Annotated in this window: 28 protein-coding genes and 1 tRNA gene; 19 read left to right on the forward strand and 10 right to left on the reverse strand. The window is 55.6% G+C overall.

Annotation, left to right across the window (positions count from 1 at the left end; translation table 11 throughout):
* Positions 1-227: 227 nt before the first annotated feature.
* On the reverse strand, positions 228-1130 hold the full coding sequence (locus ACTLLP_RS01890) for a manganese-dependent inorganic pyrophosphatase (RefSeq protein ID WP_441060208.1): 903 nt from the start codon (positions 1128-1130) through the stop codon (positions 228-230).
* Positions 1131-1253: 123 nt separating this feature from the next.
* On the opposite strand from ACTLLP_RS01890, the gene rodA reads away from it, so the two are divergent.
* Together rodA and ACTLLP_RS01900 are read left to right on the forward strand one after the other, a co-directional pair.
* The gene (gene rodA / locus ACTLLP_RS01895) at positions 1254-2420 is read left to right on the forward strand and encodes a rod shape-determining protein RodA (protein ID WP_441060210.1); all 1167 of its coding nucleotides are present in this window, start codon (positions 1254-1256) and stop codon (positions 2418-2420) included.
* A 4-nt stretch (positions 2421-2424) separates the two neighbouring features.
* On the forward strand, positions 2425-3105 hold the full coding sequence (locus ACTLLP_RS01900) for a class I SAM-dependent methyltransferase (RefSeq protein WP_441060212.1): 681 nt from the start codon (positions 2425-2427) through the stop codon (positions 3103-3105).
* 59 nt (positions 3106-3164) lie between these two features.
* Here the strand turns inward: ACTLLP_RS01900 and ACTLLP_RS01905 are convergent.
* Together ACTLLP_RS01905 and ACTLLP_RS01910 are read right to left on the reverse strand one after the other, a co-directional pair.
* Positions 3165-3250: transfer RNA gene (locus ACTLLP_RS01905), tRNA-Leu, on the reverse strand.
* A 74-nt stretch (positions 3251-3324) separates the two neighbouring features.
* Positions 3325-4377 (reverse strand): YkvI family membrane protein, encoded by a 1053-nt coding sequence (locus ACTLLP_RS01910; RefSeq protein WP_441060214.1) that lies wholly within the window; start codon positions 4375-4377, stop codon positions 3325-3327.
* A 128-nt stretch (positions 4378-4505) separates the two neighbouring features.
* Between ACTLLP_RS01910 and ACTLLP_RS01915 the strand changes: the two genes are divergently transcribed.
* From ACTLLP_RS01915 to ACTLLP_RS01930, 4 genes are all read left to right on the forward strand, one after another.
* Positions 4506-4868: a hypothetical protein gene (locus ACTLLP_RS01915; protein WP_441060216.1), complete on the forward strand. Its 363-nt coding sequence runs from the start codon at positions 4506-4508 to the stop codon at positions 4866-4868.
* Positions 4869-4913: 45 nt separating this feature from the next.
* The gene (locus ACTLLP_RS01920; protein ID WP_441060218.1) at positions 4914-5711 is read left to right on the forward strand and encodes a sulfide-dependent adenosine diphosphate thiazole synthase; all 798 of its coding nucleotides are present in this window, start codon (positions 4914-4916) and stop codon (positions 5709-5711) included.
* Positions 5712-5789: 78 nt separating this feature from the next.
* Positions 5790-6221: a signal peptidase II gene (gene lspA / locus ACTLLP_RS01925; RefSeq protein WP_441060220.1), complete on the forward strand. Its 432-nt coding sequence runs from the start codon at positions 5790-5792 to the stop codon at positions 6219-6221.
* Positions 6194-7216 (forward strand): RluA family pseudouridine synthase, encoded by a 1023-nt coding sequence (locus ACTLLP_RS01930; protein ID WP_441060222.1) that lies wholly within the window; start codon positions 6194-6196, stop codon positions 7214-7216. The genes lspA and ACTLLP_RS01930 overlap by 28 nt, the downstream gene beginning before the upstream one ends.
* Here the strand turns inward: ACTLLP_RS01930 and comA are convergent.
* Both comA and ACTLLP_RS01940 read right to left on the reverse strand, forming a co-directional pair.
* A complete protein-coding gene (gene comA / locus ACTLLP_RS01935) occupies positions 7109-7888 on the reverse strand; it encodes a phosphosulfolactate synthase (protein WP_441060224.1) in 780 nt (259 codons plus the stop codon). The two genes, ACTLLP_RS01930 and comA, sit on opposite strands and share 108 nt — an antisense overlap.
* Before the next feature lie 55 nt (positions 7889-7943).
* Positions 7944-9071 (reverse strand): MFS transporter, encoded by a 1128-nt coding sequence (locus ACTLLP_RS01940; RefSeq protein ID WP_441061566.1) that lies wholly within the window; start codon positions 9069-9071, stop codon positions 7944-7946.
* Between the two features lie 165 nt (positions 9072-9236).
* Here ACTLLP_RS01940 and ACTLLP_RS01945 point away from each other — a divergent pair, with 165 nt between their 5' ends.
* Positions 9237-9506: a DUF2619 domain-containing protein gene (locus ACTLLP_RS01945; RefSeq protein WP_441061569.1), complete on the forward strand. Its 270-nt coding sequence runs from the start codon at positions 9237-9239 to the stop codon at positions 9504-9506.
* Here ACTLLP_RS01945 and ACTLLP_RS01950 read toward each other — a convergent pair.
* On the reverse strand, positions 9503-10729 hold the full coding sequence (locus tag ACTLLP_RS01950; protein ID WP_441060226.1) for a 2,3-bisphosphoglycerate-independent phosphoglycerate mutase: 1227 nt from the start codon (positions 10727-10729) through the stop codon (positions 9503-9505). The two genes, ACTLLP_RS01945 and ACTLLP_RS01950, sit on opposite strands and share 4 nt — an antisense overlap.
* 344 nt (positions 10730-11073) lie before the next feature.
* On the opposite strand from ACTLLP_RS01950, the gene ACTLLP_RS01955 reads away from it, so the two are divergent.
* The 9 genes from ACTLLP_RS01955 (at position 11074) to moaA (ending at position 20390) form a co-directional block, all read left to right on the forward strand.
* The gene (locus ACTLLP_RS01955; protein WP_441060228.1) at positions 11074-11856 is read left to right on the forward strand and encodes an ABC transporter ATP-binding protein; all 783 of its coding nucleotides are present in this window, start codon (positions 11074-11076) and stop codon (positions 11854-11856) included.
* A complete protein-coding gene (locus ACTLLP_RS01960; protein ID WP_441060230.1) occupies positions 11853-13769 on the forward strand; it encodes an AMP-binding protein in 1917 nt (638 codons plus the stop codon). The genes ACTLLP_RS01955 and ACTLLP_RS01960 overlap by 4 nt, the downstream gene beginning before the upstream one ends.
* Positions 13770-14648: a branched-chain amino acid ABC transporter permease gene (locus ACTLLP_RS01965; RefSeq protein WP_441060232.1), complete on the forward strand. Its 879-nt coding sequence runs from the start codon at positions 13770-13772 to the stop codon at positions 14646-14648.
* Between the two features lie 3 nt (positions 14649-14651).
* On the forward strand, positions 14652-15719 hold the full coding sequence (locus tag ACTLLP_RS01970) for a branched-chain amino acid ABC transporter permease (RefSeq protein WP_441060234.1): 1068 nt from the start codon (positions 14652-14654) through the stop codon (positions 15717-15719).
* A gap of 86 nt (positions 15720-15805) precedes the next feature.
* Positions 15806-16990: an ABC transporter substrate-binding protein gene (locus ACTLLP_RS01975; RefSeq protein WP_441060236.1), complete on the forward strand. Its 1185-nt coding sequence runs from the start codon at positions 15806-15808 to the stop codon at positions 16988-16990.
* A gap of 53 nt (positions 16991-17043) precedes the next feature.
* Positions 17044-17835, forward strand: a complete 792-nt coding sequence (locus tag ACTLLP_RS01980) for an ABC transporter ATP-binding protein (RefSeq protein ID WP_441060238.1) — start codon at positions 17044-17046, stop codon at positions 17833-17835.
* Positions 17832-19025: a phenylacetate--CoA ligase family protein gene (locus ACTLLP_RS01985; RefSeq protein WP_441060240.1), complete on the forward strand. Its 1194-nt coding sequence runs from the start codon at positions 17832-17834 to the stop codon at positions 19023-19025. The genes ACTLLP_RS01980 and ACTLLP_RS01985 overlap by 4 nt, the downstream gene beginning before the upstream one ends.
* Positions 19004-19423: a YidH family protein gene (locus ACTLLP_RS01990; RefSeq protein WP_441060242.1), complete on the forward strand. Its 420-nt coding sequence runs from the start codon at positions 19004-19006 to the stop codon at positions 19421-19423. The genes ACTLLP_RS01985 and ACTLLP_RS01990 overlap by 22 nt, the downstream gene beginning before the upstream one ends.
* A 16-nt stretch (positions 19424-19439) precedes the next feature.
* Positions 19440-20390, forward strand: a complete 951-nt coding sequence (gene moaA / locus ACTLLP_RS01995; protein WP_441060244.1) for a GTP 3',8-cyclase MoaA — start codon at positions 19440-19442, stop codon at positions 20388-20390.
* Here the strand turns inward: moaA and ACTLLP_RS02000 are convergent.
* From ACTLLP_RS02000 to ACTLLP_RS02010, 3 genes are read right to left on the reverse strand one after another with little or no spacing between them, the layout of a single operon-like run.
* On the reverse strand, positions 20371-21135 hold the full coding sequence (locus ACTLLP_RS02000) for a DUF72 domain-containing protein (RefSeq protein WP_441060246.1): 765 nt from the start codon (positions 21133-21135) through the stop codon (positions 20371-20373). The two genes, moaA and ACTLLP_RS02000, sit on opposite strands and share 20 nt — an antisense overlap.
* Positions 21111-21581: an MOSC domain-containing protein gene (locus ACTLLP_RS02005; protein WP_441060248.1), complete on the reverse strand. Its 471-nt coding sequence runs from the start codon at positions 21579-21581 to the stop codon at positions 21111-21113. The genes ACTLLP_RS02000 and ACTLLP_RS02005 overlap by 25 nt, the downstream gene beginning before the upstream one ends.
* Positions 21553-21888, reverse strand: coding sequence for a hypothetical protein (locus ACTLLP_RS02010; protein ID WP_441060250.1), 336 nt, complete (start codon positions 21886-21888; stop codon positions 21553-21555). Before ACTLLP_RS02010 ends, ACTLLP_RS02005 begins: the two co-directional genes overlap by 29 nt.
* A 135-nt stretch (positions 21889-22023) precedes the next feature.
* On the opposite strand from ACTLLP_RS02010, the gene ACTLLP_RS02015 reads away from it, so the two are divergent.
* Positions 22024-22809: a tRNA (adenine-N1)-methyltransferase gene (locus ACTLLP_RS02015; protein ID WP_441060252.1), complete on the forward strand. Its 786-nt coding sequence runs from the start codon at positions 22024-22026 to the stop codon at positions 22807-22809.
* 181 nt (positions 22810-22990) lie between these two features.
* Complete coding sequence (locus ACTLLP_RS02020) at positions 22991-23164, forward strand: hypothetical protein (protein ID WP_441060254.1); 174 nt, start codon at positions 22991-22993, stop codon at positions 23162-23164.
* A gap of 7 nt (positions 23165-23171) precedes the next feature.
* Here the strand turns inward: ACTLLP_RS02020 and ACTLLP_RS02025 are convergent, their stop codons facing one another.
* Complete coding sequence (locus ACTLLP_RS02025; RefSeq protein WP_441060256.1) at positions 23172-23600, reverse strand: universal stress protein; 429 nt, start codon at positions 23598-23600, stop codon at positions 23172-23174.
* A gap of 122 nt (positions 23601-23722) precedes the next feature.
* Here ACTLLP_RS02025 and queA point away from each other — a divergent pair, with 122 nt between their 5' ends.
* Positions 23723-24751 carry a tRNA preQ1(34) S-adenosylmethionine ribosyltransferase-isomerase QueA gene (queA, locus tag ACTLLP_RS02030; RefSeq protein ID WP_502361641.1) on the forward strand — a complete coding sequence of 343 codons (1029 nt, stop codon included), beginning with the start codon at positions 23723-23725 and terminating at the stop codon, positions 24749-24751.
* Positions 24752-24754: the final 3 nt, after the last annotated feature.

Below are 24754 nucleotides of genomic sequence, written 5' to 3' on the forward strand. Positions count from 1 at the left end.
TATCTCCTGAACCAATGGAGCGATTCCACATCGGGTGCGATGTATAGCGGCGCTGCTTGCTCCCGCGGATTGAGCGCGCTGCGCCAGCTTTGACTGCTAGTGGCTGAAGAAAACCCTTGGCTGTGGCATTTGCCACAGCCAAGGGTTAGTTAGCTTGCTCGATCAATACCGCGAACCTTTCGCAGCGATGCGATAGGGGGGGCCAGCCGCCCCTTCGTGCTCGATCTTTAGCTGCAATAGGCTTTTTCTACTGGCGGGGCCACCTGTTTCTTACGGGACATCACGCCGGGCAGCCATACCGAATCCCCCTGGGGTTTAACGCCAAAAGCTTTCTCGATGATGGCCGCGTCACCGGCGTAGTAGAGCTCGGTCCCTTCTTTAATTATGTCAGTGGCCATGAAAATAACCATGTCATAGTTCTTACTTTCTTTAAGTTCCTTGAGATACTGGACGAACTCGTCTTTGCGCTCGTACACCTCGTTTATATCTACCACCTCGGTTTGGCCGATACCCACCTTGCGGCCCGCAAAATCGTAATCCTTGAAGTCTACGTGCACCACATCGGACACCGGCTTACCCTTAATGGAGGCTTTGGCCTTTTTGATATCCACACCGAACTGGTTAGGATCGGCTATACCTGCTATCCGGGCCAGTTCTGCGGCAATGGCTTTGTCCTCCTCAGTGGTAGTGGGGGACTTGAACACCACTGTGTCAGAGAGGATTGCGGCCAGTAGCAATCCAGCGTAGGTGGGATTTTGCCTTACCTGCTCCGGGTAAAGTTTGGCGATGACGGTGGCGGTGCTGCCCACGGGCTCCACGTGGATGAAAATAGGATTGGGGTAGTTGAAGTTCATCTTGTGGTGGTCTATTACTTCCAGAATTTCCAGCTGATCGTGGGTGGCTACACACTGTCCCACCTCGTTGTGATCCACCAGTACCACCTTTTTACCGGCCGCGTTTTCCAGAAGTTCGGGCGCTGGAACCTTGAAGTAGTCTAGTACGTAGGCGGTCTCCTCGTTGAGTTCCCCAGCTCGGGCAGGTTTGTAGCCCTTAATACCGGCATAAACTATGGCCGAGCAGATGCTGTCGGTGTCGGGACACTTATGCCCGATCACATATACTTCGCTCATGGAACCACCTCCTGAGTGATCTTCGCTTAGTGAATATTTTCGCTATCTCGATTTAATTCCCTTCCTCGGCAAGAAAATTTTTTATTGTCGGCCGACTTGTTTAGCCTTCGGGGGGCACTTATAATGGATCGCGGGGTGGGGTGTATGGAAGATAGGCTTTTTAGCCGCTGGCGGCGGAGTTTGGATTGGACCCTGATTGTGACCGTTTTACTGATAACCGCCTACGGCCTTATAGCTATCTCCAGCGCTACCCATGCCACTGGCACCTCGGTCACCGATTCCTTGGTTTACGTGAAGCGCCAGATAATCTGGGTACTTTTGGGTTGGTTGGGAGCGGTGTTCTTGATCTCCTGGCGCTACGAGGAATTGGCCCGGTATAGCTGGTGGATTTATGGGGGGGCTTTTCTTGCTCTGCTGGCGGTCTTAATAATAGGGCACGAAGCTTTGGGGGCGCAGCGCTGGATCAGTATAGGTCCTTTTATCTTTCAACCTTCCGAATTTGCTAAGCTGGGCCTGGTGGTCTGCCTGGCGCAATTTCTTGCTCAGCGGGAGGGTAAACTGCGCGGGATCAAGGATCTGCTACCGGTGTTCGGTTTCGTGGCCCCGCTCTTTTTGCTGGTGGTGTTGCAGCCAGATCTGGGGACGGCGCTGGTCTTTGTTGCTATAACGGTGGGGATGCTGTACATGGCCGGAGCGCCTCCTAAATTGCTGCTAGGCTTAGTGGGTGGGGGGCTGTCTTTAGCTATAGCCTGGATATGGGCTCATTTCCGGTTTGGCGTTCCCATTCCCATGAAAGAGTATCAACTCAACCGCATTACTATTTTCATCGACCCTTGGCGCGATTGGCAGGGTGCCGGCTATCATGTGATCCAATCGCAAATCGCTATTGGCTCGGGCGGGTGGTGGGGCCGCGGACTTTATCATGGTAGCCAAAGCCAGCTCAATTTCCTGCCGGAGCAGCACACCGACTTCATCTTCTCCGTGGTGGGGGAGGAAATGGGTTTTTGGGGCTCGGCTCTACTGCTGCTACTTTATTTGCTACTTCTCTTCCGGGCGGTGAAGATAATGGTGGAAGCCAAGGACGCCTATGGGCGGTTGTTAGCGGCCGGGATCGCCAGCATGATGGCTTTTCATATCTTTGTCAATGTGGGAATGGCGATGGGCATTATGCCTGCGGCCGGTATTCCCCTGCCCTTTTTCAGTTACGGTGGCAGTGCCATGATAGTTAATTTAGCGGGTGTGGGCTTGTTAGAAAATATCTACCGCCGTAGTCGGCGTCTGCTTTTTTAAGCTCATGAATCCCTTTCAGGAAGACTACGCTCGCCATTATGAAGACTGGTACACTACTCCCCAGGGGCGCACGGTATGGAAATTGGAGTGGAGTTGCTTGCGGCGGATGCTAGCCCCGCGCTCGGGAGAAGAAATGCTGGATGCTGGTTGCGGCACGGGCATAGTGGCCAGGGCACTGGCGGCCGAGGGGGTTCGGGTGACGGGGATAGATTCGTCACCGCATATGCTGGAGGTGGCCCGCTCCCGGGGCGGTGCGGGAATAACTTACAGGGAGGGAGACCTGACAGCGCTCCCCTTCGCTGCGAATCGGTTTCACGCCGTGGTCTGCTTCACCGCTCTAGAATTTGTGCGGCAGCCGGAGGCAGCATTGCGGGAAATGTGGCGGGTGCTGCGTCCGGGGGGTAGGCTTGTGCTGGGGGTTTTAAACGAGCGAAGTTCCTGGGCTCGCCGGCGGAAGGGAAAAGGAGTTTTTGCCTGGGCCCGCTTTTACACGGTGGCGGAGCTCAGGCGCCTTTTGCAGGAGCTCAACCCTGAACGAATGAGATGGCGAGGGGTAGTTTATTTTCCTCCCGATCTCTCCCCTTCATTCTTTTTCCTGGTGCCTATCATAGAGGGGTGGGGCCGGCTTTTTTGCCCCGACCGGGCAGCTGTGCTCGTCTTCCGGGCGGATAAGGGGTTCGCTTAAATCGAGGGCTGCAAGAGAATAAAAGCTTCCGGCTAGTAGCCGGAAGTCCGGTTGATCCATGGTGCGGCAGAGAGGATTTGAACCTCCACGGAGTTGCCCCCACCAGATCCTGAGTCTGGCGCGTCTGCCATTCCGCCACTGCCGCTTCTCTGTTCGGTACTGCTACTTATTATAAAGGTTGCCGGTGCTATAGGCAAGTGGTACCCGGGAGTCAGCTGCTCATGGTGGTGCTGAATCCGTGAGATAGCGCCACCATATGCTCAGGAGAAAGAAGCAGCCTGCCAGCCCCACCGCCGCGTACAGGTAGCGGACCAAAGAGACAAAGCTCAGCAGACTCACCGCAAAGGCCAAAGGCACCAGGAGAGTCACTAGCTGATAATAGCTTTCTTTCCGGTGAACCAGGCGGTTGGCTAAGCCGAAGAGGCTGGCCACTGCTGTAGTATAGACTTCACCCAGTAGCACCAGAGCGTAACTTTTCTGAATTCCAGGCCCCAGCACCCCCGCCAGGTGGATCATTGGCACCTCGGAACGCATTGCCTCCCAGGGGAAGCTCAACAATCCCAGGTTGATGGCTGCGGCGCCCAGAAAAAGCCCTCCAGCTCCCCCTGCTGCTCCCCAAAGGAGTTCGCGTCGTTTTTTCGCCTGAGCTCCTAGGGGCGCTAAGACACACACGGCCATCACCAGGTTATAAGCCACGTAAACTAGCACTAACAAGGGACCGTAGGGAAGTAGCGGGCGATAAATCGTGCGCCATAAGTCTAGTTCTGGCAGGTGCGGTGGGTGCCTCCAGGTCAATGATAACCCTAATAGCAAAGCGGCAGCTATCAACAGCGGCGCTATCAGGCTTATGCTTCCGACCACGCCGCTGAGACCGAACAATACGGTGACTAGGGTGAGCCCCAGAAGAGCAATTCTGCCTAGCCAGGGGTGAAGGCCCAACTGCTCGGTGAAAAGCGCCCCTGCTCCGGCGGCCATGGTTGCCAGAGTCAAGAAAAGAAAAACCGCGATGAGTCCATCCAGATATTTGCTTCCTCGAGTCCCGGCGGCCCACTGGATCACCTCCAAATAGGAGTGGGCCCGAAGGCGATGACCAGCTTCCATGATGGCCAAACCGAAAAGGAAAAACAGCAGCGCGGCTAAAAGGAGGGCAGGAAAGCTGGCTAGGCCCTGCAAGGTAAAAAATTGCAAGATCTCTTGTCCGGAGGCGAATCCGGCTCCCACCACCGTTCCCACATAAGTTCCTGCAATGGCCAGCGCTCCTATTCTTCTCATCTCCATCATCCTCCTAGCTAGTATAGTTAGCCGCTGTATAGATTTACTCCTCAAAACCGTTTACAGTACCATTGCTATAGGCTATAATATAATCCTAATAAAGAACACTTATGAAGGGGGCAAATCCCATGGAAGAAAAGATACTTTGGTTTCGACCAAAAGAGGCAGGTAGGTGGGTACGAGCTGGAGTTCCCACTTGCACTATAGGCAAAACGCTGTCTTTGAACGTGGTTAGTTCTCGCCACATCAAGCCCCCCACGCGTGCTAATGTTGGTCTGGATTACGACCATAAAGTGCTGATTATCAAAGAAGACCCGGAGCACGGAGAATTGAAGGTGGAAGCCGTAAACCGGGGAAAAAGCGGTAAAATAGTCAGCCGCACCTTATTGCGTTGGCTTAAGGCCCAGGGGCTAGCAGAGGGACGCTACGTGGGGCATTACGACGAAGAGCTGCGCGCCTTGGTCTTTCCCGTGAGCATTTCCAAGTCGTAAAATAGGACTAAACCTGGATCTTCTTGCTGAAAGGGGTTGTTGCTATTGGCCGGAAGAGCCATAGACGAACGTTTGGTTTCCCGAGCCATCGTTAAGACTTATTTCGAAGAGTTGCTGCAAATGCTGGAGTTCGATGTAGCAGTGGTAGGAGCCGGGCCTTCCGGTCTGACCGCTGCTTATTATCTGGCGCAGGGGGGGTTAAGGACCGTAGTCTTCGAGCGCCGTTTAAGTGTAGGCGGCGGCATGTGGGGTGGCGCCATGATGTTTAATTATCTGGTTTTCCAGGAGGACGCCCGCCCCCTTTTCGAGACCATGGGAGTCCGCTATCAGGAATTTCAGCCCGGTTATTATGTGGCCCAGGCTGTGGAAGCGGTGGCGGCCTTTACTCTAAACGCTTGCCGTGCCGGTGCCCGCATAATGAACCTCATTTCTGTGGAAGATCTGGTCCTACGGGACAATCGCGTCTCCGGCTTGGTGCTTAACTGGACGGCGGTGGATATGGCCGGTATGCACGTGGACCCCTTAGCCGTCCATTGCCCTTACATTATCGATGCCACTGGGCACGATGCCGAGGTAGTCCGCATCCTTACTCATAAAAACCAGGTAGCCCTTCAGGTCTCCGGCGGACAAGTGCGGGGGGAAAAATCGCTCTGGTCCGATCGTGGAGAACAGCAGACCCTAGACTATTCGGGCGAGGTTTTCCCCGGCCTTTACGTGGTAGGTATGGCTGCTATCGCGGTGGCCGGCGGTCACCGCATGGGTCCTATTTTCGGAGGTATGGTGCTTTCGGGCAAGAAAGTGGCGGAGATGATCATTGAGGACTATCGGCGGCGTAGAAGTTAAAGCGGCTTCGCCAGGCCTATTGGGGCGAACTCAGGCCGAGTATCGGCAGCGCTAGAAGTGTAAGGGTGGGAGAGAGGCTTGTTACTTTTTTGGCTGGCTTGCCTTTTGGTTCTGGGGTTGGATCAATGGAGTAAGTATTGGGCGGTGACCCACCTTTCCCATCCTGTTCCACTGGCTGGCGGTCTCATCACTCTACGCTGCGTGCGGAATCCGGGAGCGGCCTTCGGCCTTATGGCTCACCAAAACTTCTGGCTTATAACGATAGCGTTATTGGCCATAGCGGCCCTCATTTGGGGATACCGGCGCCTACCCTCCCTCCCGGCTCCAGTGCGTTTGGGCCTGGGGCTCTTTCTGGGGGGTACGTTGGGTAATTTGCTCGACCGGTTGCGCGGAGGGTGTGTGGTTGATTTTATTGATCTGGGATGGTGGCCGGTGTTTAATCTGGCTGACGTCGCCATTCTGGTGGGAGTAGTCCTCGTGTTATGGTATTGGTGGGGGCGAGAAACTTGACTCTGGCTTGTCGCTTGCGGGTGGAGGAGAGCGAGGTGGGCCTCCGCCTGGATCTTTACCTGGCTCGTAACCTTGCTGAGAGCAGTCGTTCTTACCTGCAGCGCCTGATAAACGAGGGTTACGTTAAAGTCGAAGGCCGGCGGGTAAAGCCTAGTTATCGGGTGAAGCTGGGGGAAGAGGTGCTGGTTTTCTCTCCCCCGACCGCTTCCCTGAAGCTGGAACCGGAGCCCCTTCCTTTGGAGATAATTTACGAAGATGAAGAAGTGCTGGTGGTCAATAAACCGCGAGGGATGGTGGTTCACCCGGGCGCTGGTTGCCAGCGGGGAACCCTGGTTAATGCTCTTCTTTATCATTGCCGCCAGCTTTCGAGCATCAACGGGGTGCTCCGCCCCGGCATTGTGCACCGGTTAGATAAGGACACCTCTGGTTTGTTGGTGGTAGCCAAAACTGATGCGGCCCACCTTTCGCTTTCGGCTCAGTTCCAGGAGCGGCGGGTGGTTAAAGAATACCTGGCCCTGGTTTACGGGGAGGTGCAGAAAGAGGAGGGGATGATAGAGGCTCCGATAGGGAGGCATCCCCGTCAACGAAAAAAAATGTCGATAGTGGAAGGTGGACGCCAGGCACGTACTTTTTTTCAAGTGGTAGAACGTTTCCTCGGTTACACTTTACTGCGCCTGCGTCCGGAGACCGGGCGCACCCATCAAATTAGGGTTCATCTCCACTACCTGGGTCATCCGGTGGTGGGGGACCTCAAATATGGCCCGGCTCGCCCCCATCTGGGGCTAGAGGGACAGTTTTTGCACGCGAAAAAACTGGGTTTCTTTCACCCCCGCACCGGTGCCTTTATGTGTTTCGAGGCCCCGCTTCCACCGGAACTGGAACGGGTACTAGCCGAGCTCCGCGCGCGCCGCGCTGGTGACCACCTGATTTCTCCATTTCTCCAGCCAGAAAAAGGTGTCGCTCCGCAGTCCTCGCCGAAGAGCGGCCAGCGCTAAAACCTCTTCCGGTAAAATGTTACCCAGATGCACGTAGGGGCCCAGACGGCGTATTAGAGCCAGTTGTTGGGTGGGCAGGGGAGCTTCCCAGATCAGGCGTTGGGGATCGGCTACCAAATCCAAGAGGCGGCTGAAATGATGTTCTTTGATGCCGCCTTCCGCGTCGTATATGCCCACTCCTTTGCCTTGCTCTCTGCCTTCCACGATGACCCACTGAGCTCCGGCCTCTAGGTCGGCTTCAATTTGCTGGGCAATTGCGGGGGGATCGAAAGGATAACAGGGATTCTTTTTCCCCACCTCGCTAAGCACCGTGAACCCTGCTTCGCTGGCTAGACGGATTAATCGCCGACGGGTGCGAGCCTCATAGCTTACGGTACCCTCGGAGATTTCCAAAGTGGAAAAGCCCCATTGGGATAGCGTCCTTAGCGCTTGTTCCAAGCTCTTCCCCCGTGCCAACTCGATTTCCAGCCAGGTTCCTCCCGGGTAGACTTTAATGCCGTGGCTATGTCCCAGTTCCACCTTGCGACGCAGGATCTCCGGCGGATACAAAGCGGCGGTGCCAAAGCCCAGTTTCAGGAAATGAAAATAGGTACCCGCCACCTCCAGGAGATCTTCCAGTTCCCGTATACCCAAGCCTTTATCTAACACCATGGTGATTCCCTGTTCCGGCAATCAACTCGCTCCCTTGTCAAAGCTATCACAGGATTAATGTATGCAAGGTACCAGGCTAGGGGTGCTTTCGTTGCTGTAGGTGGCCTAGGAGCAATAGAGCGAAGGTAAACCCGGCCAAAAGGCCGGATAGGACGAAAGCAAGCCGGGGGTTTAGGAGGCTGAATAGAGCGGGACCGCTAGCAGCTCCAAAGAAGCGCACTCCGCCGTAAAGGGAAGTAACCAATCCCCGCGTAGCTGGTCCGGTGCTAGAGGTGACCAGCGTGTTGAGGGAAGTTAGGGTGACGCCGGCACTGACGCCGATAGCGGCGGCCACGGCGAGCTGGGGTAGCAGCTGGCTAACGCTTGCCAATCCCATAATTGCCTGCCCGGACACGGCCGTGCCCCCGAGGGCTAAGTAGCGCAGTTGTGGGCTTTGGGGTCGAACAAAGCGACTGGTGATGACGGCGGAGGTGCAAGCGCAAGCGGTGGGCAAGGCCAACCACAGCCCTTTGCTTATTCCCTTTATTCCCCACACGACTTCTAGATGCTCGGAAAGAAAGAAAAGCAAACCAAATAAGACGAAAAGGGTAGTGAAGCCGGAAAGAAAAGCTCCGATAAGCACTAGACCCTGGTGCTGGCTTAGGCGTTGTAACTTGTCCTGATAAGCTACAGAGGGGATGAGGTTTTTCTGCCCGCGCGTTTCTGGTATTAGCCGCCAAAGAAGAAAGAGTAGGGGAAGGGTTAGAGCGGGGAAAAGAAAAAAGGGATAGAAAAAGCCCAATAATCCCAGGGCGGCTCCCAATATAGGACTGATTATCTTACCCAGGCCGTTGAAGGCTTCGAAGAGGCCCATAGCTTGCACTCTATCTCTTCCTTGGAATGCATCTCCGATTATAGCCATGGCCACCGGTGCTGTTCCCGCCGCTCCCAGGCCTTGCAGGGTTCTGCTCAGCAGCAGGAGGTGAACAGAGGAAGCCAAAGCGCTAACCCCTGCTCCTAGTCCTCCTAGGGTGAAGAGAACAAGGGAGGGCAACAATACCCGACGGCGTCCCGCCCGGTCGGCCAAAAAACCAGCTCCGGGGATGGCGAACCCGGCAGCCAGCGAGAAGAGCGAAAGCACTAAGCCGGTCTGGAAGTTGGTCATCCCCAGGTTTCTTTTTAAACTGGGAAGAATCGGGATGAGCAGGGAATTGCCCAGCACCATGATCAAGGGGACACCCGCCAGTACCCACGCTTTGCTTCTTTCCATAGTCGATCAGGGGTTAATATGCCCCCGTCTAATCCCCAGAATACCTGGTCTAAAGGTAGGGATAACGGCGTATCTTGCTATAAAGATCGCAGCATAACTGGGGGAGCATTCTTGTTTAAGGTGCAGGACCCCGTAGTTTGGGGAATGGCTTCCCTGCGTTTTTTCTCCTCCGCGTTAGAGTTCATTTGTGCCTGGCTTATGCTTTATGGGGGCCGGGTGGAAGTGGCGCTGAAAATAAATGCTTTTATGAGCCTGGTAGGTCCTAGCGTTCTCTTTCTAGTCACTCTCCTGGGGCTGGCCGGCTTGGCTGGCCGCCTTCCCTTATTCAACCTCCTGTGCCTATTAATGGGATTAGGGCTCATCCTCTGGAGCCTTAGGAGCCTGGGTTAAGCGCTAAACTTGGCTAGCCGTTGGGCGTGCGCCAGCATAAGGTTCAGATTGTAAACCAGAGGGAAGTGCCCTAACGCTCCTCGGGAGCAAGCCTGCTCGCCGAAACCAGTAGTATCCTGATGGTAGCGGGCCCAACGTGAGGCTAGCAGGTAGGGCACCGGATGCCAACTATGCCCCCGATAAAGGGCAGGGGTGCTATGGTCGCCGGTGATTACCAAAACATCGGGTCGGAGTTCCAAGAGCAGAGGCAGGTGTTGGTCGAAATTCTCTATCGCTTGGATCTTGCCTGCGATATCGCCATCTTCCCCCCTAGAGTCGGTGGCTTTTACGTGAAAGAAGAAGAAGTCGTAGTTTTCCCAGGCGCTTCGCAGCTCGTCGATTTGACCCTTTAGGGTTTCCTCCGGCACCTTCAAGACATCCATGCCCACTAAGGAGGCTAGGCCACGATACATCGGGTAAAGGGCGATGGCGGCCGAACGCAGTTGGAAGCGCTGGTTAAAGGGCCGAAGCTCGGGGCGCCGCGAGAAACCGCGCAAAAGGGCGAAGTTGGTGGATGGCTCTGCGTGTAGAACTTCGGATAACTGCTCTAGGAATCGAGCGGCCAATTCGGCAGTGCGGGCGGCGCTGGGTGCCAGAGCTCGCGGCGGCAGGGGCGGCACTTCTACCGCTTGAGGATCGGTATCTGCTACCTGAGGATCGAGAGCGGGATCGCGGAACACCAGCACGAACCGGTGCTCCTTTACCGGGCGAATGAAAACCGGTACGCCATCGATCTGGGGAATAGCTTCCTGCAGACGCTGGCATAGGGCGCGGCAATGCTCGGTAGAAGGGCGACCGGCGCGGCGGTCGATAATTATAGGCCCTTGGGGCGTGAAGCGAGCCGTAGCGAAATTGCCTCTCACGGCAACATCTCCTGATTCTAGAGGAAAATCGATGCCTAGGGCTTCCAGTACGCCCCGCCCGATCACGTGTTTGGTGGGATCGTAACCAAAAAGGGCTAGATGCCCAGCGCTGGAGCCGGGAGTTACGCCGGGGAGGACGGGGTGGGCTAGTCCCAACTCGGCAGTGCGCGCCAAAGCGTCCATATGGGGAGTATGAGCGGCTTCCAATTCTGTCTGCCCGTTTTTTTCTGGCAGGGGAAGCCCCCCCAGCCCATCCAACACCACCAGCAGCATTTTGGTGTGCGCGGGCCGGACCAGTTCTTCTAGGAGCTCAGCTTGCAAGTGCGTTCCCTCTCCTTCCGACAAGCTTTTCTCTTCATTTTACCACCAAATCTCTGATCTTACGGTCTCCAGTTTTGGCCGTAAGTCTGCTATACTGCTGCTGCACGAGTAATTCTGCTCTGCTCGCCAGGTATTGCTTCTGGCAGCGAGGAGAATCCCAGTGGGGTATCGCTATGCTCCGCTGGCCGATGAGGGCTAGACTTTTCCCCGGATTACCCGTTAAAATGGGTGTTTAACAAAGGCCGGTTGGTTAATTCGGGTGTTAAAGAGTAAAGGATTTTGCCTTTGCGAGTGGAATATAAGGTTAGTTAATCGTAGAATGCAGGCGAAGGAGTTCGAAAAGATTGCGGCAGGATCTACTGGTGGTGGAGAATCTTTCGCTACGCTTTGGTGGAGTAGCGGCTCTGACTAGTATCGATCTCAGCGTGCGCCGGGGGGATATCCTGGCCGTCATCGGTCCCAATGGGGCGGGCAAGACTAGTTTTCTCAACTGCGTGAGCGGGCTTTATCGGCCTTCGGAGGGACGAATAATATTTGCGGGCCAGGAGATCACGCATTTGGCTCCGCATCGGCGAGCGGCGCTGGGCATCGCCCGCACCTTCCAAAACATAGAGCTTTTCAAGCATATGACTGTTCTTGATAACATCATGTTAGGGCGGCATGTGCATCTCCGCTCCGGCATCCTGGGGGGAGGTATTTACTGGGGTTTGGCACAGAAGGAGGAGGTTCGCCACCGCCGTCGGGTGGAGGAGATCATCGACTTCCTCGAAATTGAGTTCATCCGTAACCGCGTGGTGGGATCGCTCGCTTACGGTTTGCAGAAGCGGGTGGAGCTGGCTCGAGCGCTGGCCTTGGAGCCCCAGATTTTGTTGTTAGATGAACCCATGGCAGGCATGAATGTGGAGGAAAAGGAAGACATAGCCCGTTTTATTCTTGACATTGCTGAGGAATGGGGAGTTACTTTAGTGCTGGTTGAGCACGACATGGGTGTGGTTATGGATCTTTCTGAGCGGGTGGTGGTATTCGACTTCGGGCGCAAAATTGCCGAAGGCAGCCCGGAAGAAATAAGAAACAATCCCAGGGTAGTAGAGGCATACCTGGGAGGACAACTGGCGGAGGAGGAGTGAAAGCGGAGAAAATGCGGGAGGAAACTTTTCCCCAGCTCCTTTATCGTAATGCGCAGCGGTGGGGTAAACGAGTGGCTTTGCGGGAGAAAGAGTTTGGCATCTGGCAGACCGTTTCTTGGGAAGAGTACCTGCGGCATGTTCGTAATTTTGCTCTGGGACTTTACTCTCTTGGCTTTCAGCCGGGTGACAAGCTGGCCATTATAGGGGACAACCGTCCGGAGTGGGTGTACGCCGAGCTGGCGGCTCAGGCGGTAGGTGGCGTGGCAGTGGGCATTTATCAGGATTCATTGCCTAATGAAATCGCTTACGTGATCAATCATTCCGATGCTCGCTTCGTGGTGGCCGAGGATCAAGAGCAGGTGGATAAGGTCCTGGAGATAAAAGGGGAGCTCCCTGCTCTGGCAAGGGTGGTCTACTACGAACCTCGAGGACTGCGCCACTATCACGACCCGCTCTTGCTCTCCTTTCCGGCGGTGGAGAAGTTGGGCGAGGAATTGGCCCGCAGCCAGCCCCATCTTTTTCAAGAATGGGTGGAGCGAGGCCGAGGGGATGATTTGGCGGTAATCGCTTACACCTCGGGCACCACCGGATTTCCCAAGGGGGCCATGCTCACCCACCGCAACATGCTTAGTATGGCTCGGGGTCTGCTTTCTGTCGATCCTATGCAACCGGGTGATGAATACCTATCTTCGCTCCCTCTGGCCTGGATGGGGGAGCAGATGATGACCGTATCCTCGGCCTTGTGGATCGGTTTCACGGTGAATTTTCCGGAAGAAACCAGCACCGTTCGCGAGAATCTACGCGAGATTGGCCCCCATACCATGTTTTCTCCCCCCCGCATTTATGAGGACTTAGTTTCTAGTATACAGGTAAAAATGGATGACTCTACTTGGCTAAAGCGGACGCTGTACCGTTTTTTCCTGGGGGTAGGTTACCGGGTAGCCGATTGCCGTTTTGCACGGCGGTCTCCCTCGTTAGGTTTGCGGGTGCTGAACGCCCTGGGGGAGTTTTTAATTTTTAGCGCTATCAAGGATCATTTAGGATTCTGTAGGTTGCGCCGGGCTTATACTGGGGGCGCGGCTTTGGGGCCGGAGGTCTTTCGTTTTTTCCACGCCCTAGGTATTAATCTCAAGCAAATTTACGGCCAGACCGAGATAGCGGGGATCTCGGTGGTGCACCGTGACGGGGACATTAAATTCCACACGGTGGGGCAACCTCTACCGGATACGGAGATCCGCATCTCCCCGGAAGGGGAAATATTGTCTCGTAGCCCGGCGGTTTTCGTGGGCTACTACAAGGACCCCGAAGCCACGGCGAAGACTTTGGTTGATGGCTGGTTGCACTCCGGCGATGCGGGCTACCTGGACGAGGACGGTCATCTGGTGGTTATCGATCGGCTGAAGGATGTAATCCGCCTGAAGGATGGGAGCATTTTCTCTCCCCAGTTTATCAGCAATCAATTAAAATTCTCCCCTTACATTAAGGAAGCAGTGGTGGTGGGGCAGAACCGTCCTTACGTGGTCGCCCTGATCAATATCGATGCCTCTAACGTCGGTCGGTGGGCCGAGTTACACCGGATTCCCTATACCACTTATGTGGATTTAACCCAGAAGCCGGAGGTCCAGCGGCTTATATGCCGAGAGGTGGCGCGGGTGAACCGAGAGCTCCCTCCGGAGGTACGGGTTAAGAAGTTTGTAATCTTGCACAAGGAATTGGATGCGGATGACGAAGAACTTACCCGCACTCGCAAGGTGCGTCTAGGCTTTGTCCTCAACAAATACGCCCAGCTCATCGAGGGGATGTACGCTGGTGCCAGGGAGATCCCGGTGGAGGCCAGGGTGAAGTATCGCGACGGGCGGGAAGGCGTGGTCAAGACTAAACTCCAGGTGCTGGAGCCAGAGGAGGTGCGATAGGTGTTCTGGCAACTTTTGTTTGCTGGGTTGGCGATCGGTAGCATTTACGCTCTGGTAGCGCTGGGCTTTGTGCTGATTTATAAGGCCAGTGGCTGTCTCAACTTTGCCCAAGGGGAATTCTTGCTGCTGGGTGCTTACGTGGCTCTGACTTTGGTGACGGCGTATAAAGTCCCTTTCCTGCCTGCGGTAGCCTTGACTCTGGGGGTGGCCATTCTCGTGGGTCTTATGGTGGAGCGCCTGGTTTTGCGCCCCCTCATCGGCGAGCCAATAATTGCGGTCATCATGGTCACCCTGGGGCTTTCCGTCCTCATGCGAGGGGTTTTTCAGGCTTTTTGGGGAACTGACACTAGGGTATTTCCCCCCATATTCCCCCAGGAGCCGATCACCCTGTGTGGGGTGAGCATATCGGCGGTTTACCTATGGTCGCTGGGTCTGGCTCTTCTTTTGTTATTTCTTCTTACTCTCTTTTTCAAATACACCACCACCGGGATCGCCATGCGGGCGGTGGCGGATGACCAGCAGGCTTCCCTCTCGGTGGGCATTAATGTTAAGCGCATCTTTGGCCTTACCTGGGCCATTGCTGCGGTGGTGGCTGCGGTGGGGGGCATTCTGCTTGGCAACATTAACGGAGTTAATGCTTCCCTAGCTGCGCTGGGACTTAAGGTGTTGCCGGTGGTGATCCTAGGAGGGTTGGAGAGTATCCCCGGGGCAGTGGTGGGTGGTTTTATTATTGGTCTCCTGGAGAGCTTCGTTGGGGGGTATCTAGACCCTTTGGTGGGGGGCGGCTTGCGGGAGGTAGTTCCTTTCATCGTCTTGTTGCTGGTGCTCCTGGTGCGGCCTTACGGGCTCTTTGGCGAGGAAATTATTGAAAGGGTGTAAGCGATGCGACTGCGCTTTCCTTGGACTACTGATTGTGGGCTATTTTTTACCAGTTACGAGAGGGAGCGGGCTTTTTTGGTCTCGCTTCCGGCCAAGCTTAAGGTGCTGGGCGTATTGGCTTTGCTCCTATTGCTACCCTGGTTAGTAGGACCTTATCCAGTTCGCATTGCCAGCCAGGTGGCCATCATGGTACTGGGGGCAGTGGGGTTGAATCTTCTTACTGGTTTCGCCGGGCAGATCTCGGTGGGGCACGCTGCCTTCATGGGAGTAGGTGCCTACACGGTGGGGGCGCTTACTACCAAGCTAGGTCTTTCTTTCTGGGTGGCGTTGCCCCTCGGAGGGCTAGCGGCGGCGCTGGTGGGTACCCTCTTCGGGCTCCCTTCTTTGCGTTTAAAGGGATTGTATCTGGCTATCGCTACGCTGGCGGCTCAGGTGATTCTGGATTTTGCTTTTGTTCGCCTGGAGCCGATCACCGGGGGACCAGCGGGGCTGGTGCTGTCTTCTCCCCAGTTGGGTCCCTGGTCTTTGGCTGACGACACCAGCTTCTATTATGTCGTACTAACCCTGGCGGTGGCGGGGGTAATTTTCGCTCTCAATCTTTCCCGCAGCCGGGTGGGGCGGGCTTTCATGGCGGTGCGGGATCGGGACTTGGCCGCTTCCATGCTGGGGATCGATCCCTTTAGTTACAAGCTGCGGGCTTTCTTTCTGAGCTCCTTTTACGCCGGAATAGCAGGGGGGATGCTGGCTGCCTATATCAGAGTGGTCACTCCCGAGCAATTCACGCTGGACGTTTCTATCCAGTTTCTGGCTATGATCGTGATTGGGGGCTTAGGCGATGTGTTAGGATCGGTTTATGGTGCCATTTTCATTTCCCTGTTACCCATCGCTCTTAGCTACATGGCGCAGTCGCTGCAGGGAGTTTTTCCTCAGATGGTGAATTTGCTTTCGGCGTGCCAGCTGATCTTATTTGGTTTGGTTATCATTATTTTCCTCATCTTTGAGCCCCAGGGGCTGGCGAAGTTATGGCGCAGCGTCAAAGCTTATTTTCGCCTATGGCCTTTTTCCTATTGAGGAGGTGGGAAGTCGCAGCGAGGGTGGTGGTGCTTTCTGCTTGCCACAAATTTACTTTAAAGAGTACAAGATCAGGGGGGAAAAGAATGAAAGGTTACAGGTGGGTGTTAGGTGCGCTATGCCTTCTGGGATTGATATTCCTTGCCGGTTGCGGAGGCAAGGCAGCTGGTCCTTCAGGTGAGGCACCAATCAAGATTGGAGCCATTTTCGACCTGACCGGCCCCACTGCCGATGTGGGAGTGCCTTACGCCGAGGGGGTGCGGGCTTACTTTGATTATGTAAACCAGCATGGTGGTATAAATGGGCGAAGGGTGGAGCTCCGAGAAATCGATTACGCTTACGACAAGAACCGGGCCGTAGACGCCTATAACCGGCTGGTGAAACAAGATCGCGTGATTGCCATTCTAGGTTGGGGGACCGGGGATACGGAAGCGCTCAAGAGCATGATTGCTACCGATAAGATTCCATACATTTCGGGTTCTTACTCCGAAGGGTTGGCGGACATTAAAGCTTGCCCCTATAATTTCCTGGTGGCGGCTTCTTATTCCGATCAGGCTAAGACGGCGCTTAAATGGATTAAGGATAACTGGAAAGGTGCGGGTAGTCCTAAGGTAGCCTTCGTCTATAACGATACTCCCTTTGGTCGGTCGCCCATCGACGATGCCAAAAAGTTCGCCAAGGAGATAGGAGTGGATGTGGTTGGCGATGAGATCGTGGGGCTGACTGCACTGGATGCCACTCCGCAGATGCTCGATCTCAAGAATAAAGGAGCCGATTACGCCATCGTTCAGGGGACTTCCAACTTGGCAGCCACCACGCTAAAAGACGCTAAGAAATTAGGCGTGACCACTCAGTTTATCGGCCTGAACTGGGCGTCCGATGAGAAGGTGATCAGCCTGGCTGGTCCAGCGGCGGAAGGCTATATCGGTGTAATTCCCTTCGCTTTCCCCTATGACAACGCTCCTGGCTTGGCTCCGATCCGGGAATACCTGCAGTCTAAGGGACAGAAGCTGGAAGACAAGAACCAAAAATTTATTCAGGGATGGGTTTCGGCCATGGTGATGCTGGAGGGGGTCAAACTAGCCGGGAACAACCTTACTGGTGAAGGGGTGTGCAAAGGGCTGGAGAGTATCAAAGACTTCAGCACCGGCGGGCTTTCGGCTCCCATAACTTTCTCCGCCACCAGCCACCGGGGTACCGATAAGGTACGATTGGCCAAGGTGGAAAAAGGCAAGTTTGTTTACATTACCGACTGGATTAGCTATAAGTAGGGCGCGGGGGTGCCCCAGGGGCACCCCCGCTCAGCTGCGGGAGGGGTGCGTCCTTGCTGGAACTGAACAATGTGGAGGTCATTTACGACCGGGTGGTGCTGGTATTGAAAGGCCTTTCGCTCCGCGTGCCTCCACATAGTATTGTGGCGTTACTAGGGGCTAACGGGGCGGGGAAAACTACCACCCTTAAGGCAATTTCCGGGCTTTTGCAGGTGGAGCGGGGCAGGGTCACCGATGGTCAAATCACTTTTCAGGGAAAAGATATAACCAATTGGGGACCGGAGCGAATAGCCCGGTTGGGTATCTTTCACGTACTGGAGGGGCGGCACGTATTCGAGCACCTGACCGTGGAGGAAAATCTGATGGCTGCCACTTGTCTCCGGCGCGATCGTTCGGGAATCAGAAAGGATCTGGACAAAGTTTTCGCTTATTTCCCTCGTCTGCAGGAGTTGCGCCATCGGGTGGCTGGCTATCTTTCAGGTGGGGAGCAGCAGATGCTGGCTATAGGTCGGGCTTTGATGTCTCGCCCTCAACTTATATTGTTGGATGAACCTTCGTTGGGGCTTTCTCCCTTGCTGGTGGGGGAGATTTTTCGCATCGTTCAGGAAATTAATCGGCGGGAGCAGGTCACGATTCTGGTGGTAGAGCAGAACGCCCGGGTGGCTCTGGAGGTAGCCGATTACGCTTACATTATGGAAAATGGGCGCATAGTCCTGGAAGGAGAACCGCGGCGGCTGAAAGAAAATGAAGATGTGAGGGAGTTTTATCTCGGGCTTACTCCCGAGGGGCGGAAACACTACCGCGAAGTGAAGCACTATAAGCGCCGTAAGAGGTGGCTATCGTGAGCTTTGCGAGTTGGTCCGACTTCATTAATTACGCTTACCACCATGCCCCAGCGGTGAAAGAGCTCCTGGATCGAGCCGGAGTGCGCCCGGAGGAGTTACGCTCCCCGGAAGATCTTCCCCGTTTGCCTCTATTGCGCAAAACGGAGTTGGCTCAGCGACAGCGGAGAGAGCTCCCTTTCGGTGGTTTTTTGGCTGTGCCCCCCACTGCTTTACGCCGGATTTTCGTTTCCCCAGGACCTATTTACGATCCCCAAGGGGAGGCGGAGGATTATTGGCGCTGGGGAGAAGCTCTGGCTGCCGCTGGCTTTGGCCTGGGGGACATCGTGCAGGTCACTTTTTCTTACCATTTGACTCCGGCCGGATTTATGTTTGACGAAGCCCTCCGCCGTCTTGGCTGTGTGGTGGTGCCGGCGGGAGTGGGGAATGCCGAGCTGCAGGTCAAAATTATGTGTGATTTGGGAGTTAATGGCTATATCGGGGTGCCTAGTTTTCTTTACGCCTTAATAAAGAAGGCGGAAGAAATGGGCTTGGCGGAGGAGTTGAAGTTGCGTCGGGCTTGGGTGACGGCGGAGCATCTGGCCCCGGAGCTCCGCCAGTTGCTGCAAGAGCAGTACGGCATTGAAGTTTTCCAGGGTTACGGGACGGCGGATACGGGCTGCGTAGCCTACGAGTGTCCGGTTAAGCAGGGGATGCACTTAGCTCAGGGTGTCGTTGTGGAGATAGTGGATCCGGAGACGGGGCAGCCGGTAAAGGAGGGGGAGGCGGGTGAGGTGGTGCTCACCCTGATGGATACCACCTATCCCCTTCTGCGCCTGGCCACCGGTGACCTGAGCTCCTTCATAGACGAGCCCTGCCCCTGCGGGCGTCCAGGCAGGCGCCTGGCGGGAGTGCTGGGGCGCACGGCAGCAGGGGTCAAGGTGCGAGGCCTTTTCCTCTATCCCCATCAGGTCAAAGCTCTGGCCCAGGAATTCCCGGAGATCAAAGCTTTGCGAGCCGTGATCACCCAGCGCGATTTTAAAGACGAACTCACGTTGGAGGCAGAGCTGGCGGAAGGGGTGGAGCCTGGGGAGGAACTGGCAGAGCGCGTGGCGGCCCGAGCCAAAGAGCTCCTTCGTTTGCGTAGCCAGGTGACTTTTGTCCCACCAGGAACAGTGGGTGAGGAGTTGGTATGCGACCGGAGAAGCCGCTAAAGGAAGAGAGTAAACCAGAAGAGGAGCTCGTTGTGAAGGCGCACGTGCGCGCTCATTTGGCCAACGAGCGTACCTTTTTGGCCTGGGTACGCACCTGCCTGGCTCTTATTGCCTTTGGCTTCGTGTTAGTGCGCTGGACTTCCCTGGTTGAGATAGCGGCGCCTGGGGGGGCAGCGCGGGTGGGCGGGCTTCATCTAAAATTGATGGGGGAGATTCTGCTAGGTGGAGCGGCGCTGCTACTACTATTGGCCACCGGGCGCTTTTTAGCGGTGCGGCGTCAGCTCATTCAGGGTATTTACCGCCCCACTGTGACGCTCGATCTGGTGGTGGTAGGTTTCCTGCTATTGATCACGGTGTTGTTGGCTCTGGTCTCCCATCATGCGGCCTCCCCCTGCTGAAAGGAGCGATGCCTTCATGGGGGTAAGTTATCTGCGGGTATCAGTGACCGACCGCTGTAACCTGCGCTGCCGCTATTGTCTTCCTCCAGCAGGGGTGAAGCCGGTAGCTCACGAAGAGGTGCTGCGTTTTGAGGAAATTGCGCGGGTAGTTAGGGCTGCTATTCGTGTTGGCGTCCGAAAGGTGCGGCTGACTGGAGGGGAACCTCTGGTACGCAAGCATCTTTCTCGGTTAGTGGCGAAACTGGCGGAACTGGACTTGGTGGACGATCTTTCATTAACCACCAACGGGATCTTCTTAGCAGAGCAGGCCAAAGAACTGAAGGTGGCCGGGCTTCACCGGGTAAACGTAAGTCTCGACACCCTGGATTCTGAGCGCTACCGCTTCATAACCCGCGGAGGGGAGCTAGCCCGTGTATGGGAAGGTATTGAATTGGCTTTGGAGCTGGGGCTTGAGCCGGTCAAACTCAATGTGGTGGTCATTAAAGGGTTCAACGAAGACGAGCTCGTTAAACTGGCTTCTCTTTCCCTGGAGCGCCCTTTGCACGTCCGCTTCATCGAGCTCATGCCCTTTGGTCCGGCCCGCGCCTGGTTTCGGGAGGCTTTTCTGAGCGCGGCGGCAGTGCGAGCTCAACTGGAAAAACATTTTGGTCCCTTGCTTGAAGTGAAAAAACTACGGGGTGCCGGTCCGGCCTGTTACCATCGAATCCCGGGAGCGCAGGGCACGGTGGGATTTATCGCCGGCATGAGCGGACACATCTGCTTTAGCTGCAACCGTCTGCGCCTGAGCGCCACGGGTATGCTCCACCCCTGCCTTTTCGGGAAAGGGGAGGTAGACCTGAAAGGCCCCTTACGGGCAGGAGCAGGGGAAGAAGAACTGGTGCGCCTCTTGGCTCAGGCGATAGCCTTGAAGCGCTCACGCCCTTCCTCCCTGCCAGAGATAGATCATCTTAGCCGACTGGGGGGTTAAGGGATTTTACCAACTCCCGGAGTTCCCGGGCGTTGGCCACCGCGTAGCCACCGGCATCGTTGTTAAAAAAAGCGTAGACGTCTTTTCCGGCCTTTAATTGCTGGCTGATTATCCGGGCCCATCGGCTCAGGGTTTCGGTGGGGTAAGAGGAGGCATAAAGTTGATCGTGTCCGTGGAAACGGAGATAGATGAAGTCAGCTGTTACTTCCTCTACGCGGGGCCAGCGGGGGGCGTCGGCCCAGCATAGGGCAAAGTTGTAGCGACGCAGGAGCTCATACACTTCGAGGCAAAACCAGGAAGAGTGACGGAACTCAAAAGCGTGTCGGCAACCGAGAGGTGCAGAGCTCCTCTGCAGCGAACGGCAGAAGTCTTCCAGCGTTTGAAGCTTCAAGCTTAGCCCCGGGGGGAGTTGCCAGAGGATCACCGCCAGTTTACCTTCTAGGTGAGCAGCGAGGTGGAGAAAACGCTCCATCTCTTCCTCCGCGCCGTGTAGCCTTTTCCAATGAGTGATGCTTCGGTGCCCTTTCACCGCGAAGGAGAACGATGGTGGCGTGCTTTGGCGCCACCGATCCCAGGTGGAGGGGCGAGGTAAGCGGTAAAAAGTGACGTTGAGCTCCACCGCATTGAATTCCCGCGCGTAAAAAGGAAGCCATTCCGCGGAGCGTAGTTCAGCCGGGTAAAAAAAGCTTCGCCAGTGGGGGTAACTATAGCCGCTAGTGCCTATAAAGAGGCGTCCCTGGGGCATACCCTCACCTGGTCTCCCGGGCGCACCCGACCGCCCTTTATTACTCGACAAAAGATACCTTCTGTGGGGAGTAGACGCCAGCCGTGGTAAGAGTAATGGTGCGGCTGGGAGGGTTTGCCCCGCTGTATCACTTCCAGTAGCGCTTTCCCCACCTCCAACTGGTCCCCCGGCTGCAGCCGGCCTAAATCTAAGCCGCGCACCACCAGGTTTTCGGCGAAAACGCCCGGTCGATAATCCAGGCCCTGGGCTCGGGTCAGTTCCAAGGCGCTGGCTTCATCCAAGAGGCTTACCGGCCTGATAGTGCCGGCGTGGGCGTCTCCTTCCAGACCCCAATTCGCTACTAGAAGGGCCTCGGAAACAGGCTCCTTTGATGTTCCCTTCTGGTGGCTCAGGCACACAGCTACCAGGGTACCGAGGTTATTCTTCGCGCTCGAGCAGGAGGGCATCTAAGGACAAATGCACCTCCTTTTCGGTGGGGTTTTTCACCCGCGTCCGGAAGCGGGGCTGCTGGAGCAAGCACTGCCACATGGTAACCCCTTCGTGGCAGGCGGTTTTATCAGTGGCTACCCAGTTCTCACCGAGGTTCTCCTCCAGAGTGAGAATGAGTTTCCCATCGGTCTTGATGCGGAAATTGGCATTGAGCAGCTGGCTTCGGAGTTCGGGGAGGATTTTCTCCTCGCCGGGATGGAGTGCCAACTCACAGGCCAGGTGATAGAGGCGAGGCTTCAATCCCGGGACCGCGTTTTCTTGCATTTTACTGTGGCTCGCCGCCAGCGGCGAGCACCTACCCTCCTCGTTTTTTCGCTTACATCTTGCCTATTATTTTCTTTCTTTCTTGGCCAGTAAGCAAGGGCCTGGTAAACTACCAAGGAGAAAGGGGGAGGGGTTTTGCGTTTTCGCGTCGGTGACTTGGTCTTGCTGATCGGTCCCAAAGGAGGTCATTTTTTGCAGCGTCTCGAAGCCGGGGGAAGATTTCACACGCATCAGGGATTTATCGAGCACGAGCAGATTATTGGTAAGCCGCCCGGGAGCATTATAAGATCTTCTTTGGGAAAAGAATTTATGGTGTTTTATCCTTCCACCAAGGATTACATGCTGAATATGCCCCGCAAAAGCGGCATCATCTATCCTAAAGACCTGGGGGTTATTTTGGTTTGGGCGGATATTTTCCCTGGTGCGCGAGTTCTCTGCGGCGGGGTAGGGAGCGGGGCGCTGCTCGTGGCCCTTTTACGCCAGGTGGGGCCGACGGGATCGGTGGTGGCTTACGACTTGCGGGAGGACATGCTGATTTGGGCCGAGCGTAACGCCCGAAATTTCCTGGGGGACTTGTCCCACCTGCGGCTCCGCCAAGGCAGCGTTTACGATCTCATTCCCGAGCAGGGCTTCGACCGGGTCCTGCTCGATGTCCCCGAGCCCTGGCGAGCTCTCGACACGGTGAAGCAGGCGTTAGTGCCTGGAGGGATTTTTTCGGCTTACCTTCCCTCCATTACCCAGGTGGATCAGCTGGTCAGGGCTATGGAGGAGAAGGGAGGGTTCGCTCTGGTAGAGTCTCTGGAGGTTTTACAACGCCATTGGCACTTAGAGGGGAAAAGCGTCCGCCCTTACCATCGCATGGTGGGGCACACCGGGTTCTTGGTGTTTTCCCGCTTGCTGGTCCCTCCTACGTACAGTTAATGAACAAGATGTATTTTTTTTAAACGACTGTCGAGGGCGGCTGCCGGGAATAATTGAGAAGAGAGCGGCTTCGGGGAGTTGGCACGAAATTTGCATAATAAAAAAGCGGCGACCTTCTATCGTGGTAGGCCGCCGGTGGCAAGACCGGCGGCTCCACCCTAATTTTTAGGAGGGATGGGTTGTGCGCGAGCGAGCGTTGGATTTAACTATGGAAAAAAGACAATGCCAGTCGACATGGTGCCAACTGGCGGAGCGCCTAGAGCTGTCGACCACAGATTTGCTGGTGCTGGCGCTTACGGCTGGGTCGCTGGTTCTTCTCTATGGAATAAGCTTTTTGGCAGCGCGGCTGGCGTAAAGTTACCTTATTTTACGATTACCACTGGACAGGGAGCAAGAGCCAAAACCTTGGTGCTCACGCTCCCTAAAAATACGCCCTTCAGCGGAGTCATACCCCGGCTTCCCATAACAATTAAGTCGTAGCGTCCCTGAGCAGCGTAGTCGGCGATTTCTTGGCCGGCGTCGCCCACCAACACTGTTTTCTCGGCCTGGAGTCCTTCTTGCTGAAGTAATTTTTCGGCTTCCGCGAGGATTTTCTCTGCCGCTTTTTTTTCCGCTTCTTCCACTTGCTCTCTAGTCAACCAGGGTCCGTATTCAAAGGTAGGATCGACCGGGGGCACCACGGTTAATACGGTGAGGGAAGCTTGTTTGCTCATTCGGGCCAATTCGATACCTTTCCTCAGCGCTCGCAAGGAATTTTCTGAACCATCCACTGGTACCAGGATTTTCTCCATTTTTAAACCCCCTTAAAGAGCTTGTGACCAATTTCATTTTATCTGCGCGGCGGAGAATTTGTCAATTAAGGCGCAGCTTTGCGGAGTGCTAAAATAATGCTTGGAGGTTGAGGATCGATCAGATGTTGAAGCGAAGCGCTTTTGAATACCATCTGCCCCGGGAACTCATCGCTCAGGAACCTTTGCCTGATCGCGATGCCTCGCGCCTCATGGTGGTTTATCGCGATCAGGAGAAATTGGAGCACCGACTTTTCCGCCACTTGCCCGAGTACCTGCGAGCGGGCGACGTGCTGGTGCTCAATTGCAGCCGGGTTCTGCCAGCTCGTCTTTACGGCGTTAAAGAAGATAGTGGCGGGAAGGTGGAGCTTTTGCTACTGCGACAGGTGGCATCTGACTCGTGGGAGGCATTGGTCCGCCCCGGGCGTCGCGTTCGTGAAGGAACTCGCTTGCGGTTTGGCGAAGGGAAGTTACATGGGGTGGTGCTTAAGCGGCTTGACGGTGGAGCCAGGTTGATCCGTTTTGCTTGGGAAGGAGATTTCGACGCCTTATTGCAGAAACTGGGAGAGATACCTCTACCGCCTTATATTAAGAAGAGGCTCGAACAGCCCGAGCGCTACCAGACGGTGTTCGCTCGCGAGCCCGGCTCGGCGGCGGCTCCCACCGCTGGCTTGCATTTTACTCCGGAGTTGCTGCAGCAGGTGCAGGCCAAGGGGGTGGAGGTGGTGACTCTGGCGCTGCATGTGGGCCTGGATACTTTCCGACCGGTGCAGGAGGAAGATATTACCGCTCACCGGATGCATTCGGAAGAGTATCACTTACCTGAGGCCACGGCGGAAGTAGTCAACCGAGCTCGCTGCCAAGGGCGGCGGGTGATAGCGGTGGGTACCACAGTAGTGCGCTGTTTGGAGTCGGTGGCCGACGAGCGTGGTTTTCTCCGAGCAGGGCGAGGCTTCACCGATCTTTTCATTTATCCCGGGTACCGTTTCAAGGTCATCGATGCCATGATCACCAACTTCCACTTGCCCGGCTCCACATTGCTGATGCTGGTGGCGGCTTGGGTGGGGAGAGAAAAGATTTTGCGTGCTTATGCGGAGGCTGTGCGTTTACGCTACCGTTTCTTTAGCTTCGGTGACGCTATGCTATTACTGTAACTT

Source organism: Desulfothermobacter acidiphilus (assembly GCF_052073645.1).
Lineage (GTDB): Bacteria > Bacillota > Desulfotomaculia > Desulfotomaculales > Ammonificaceae > Desulfothermobacter > Desulfothermobacter acidiphilus.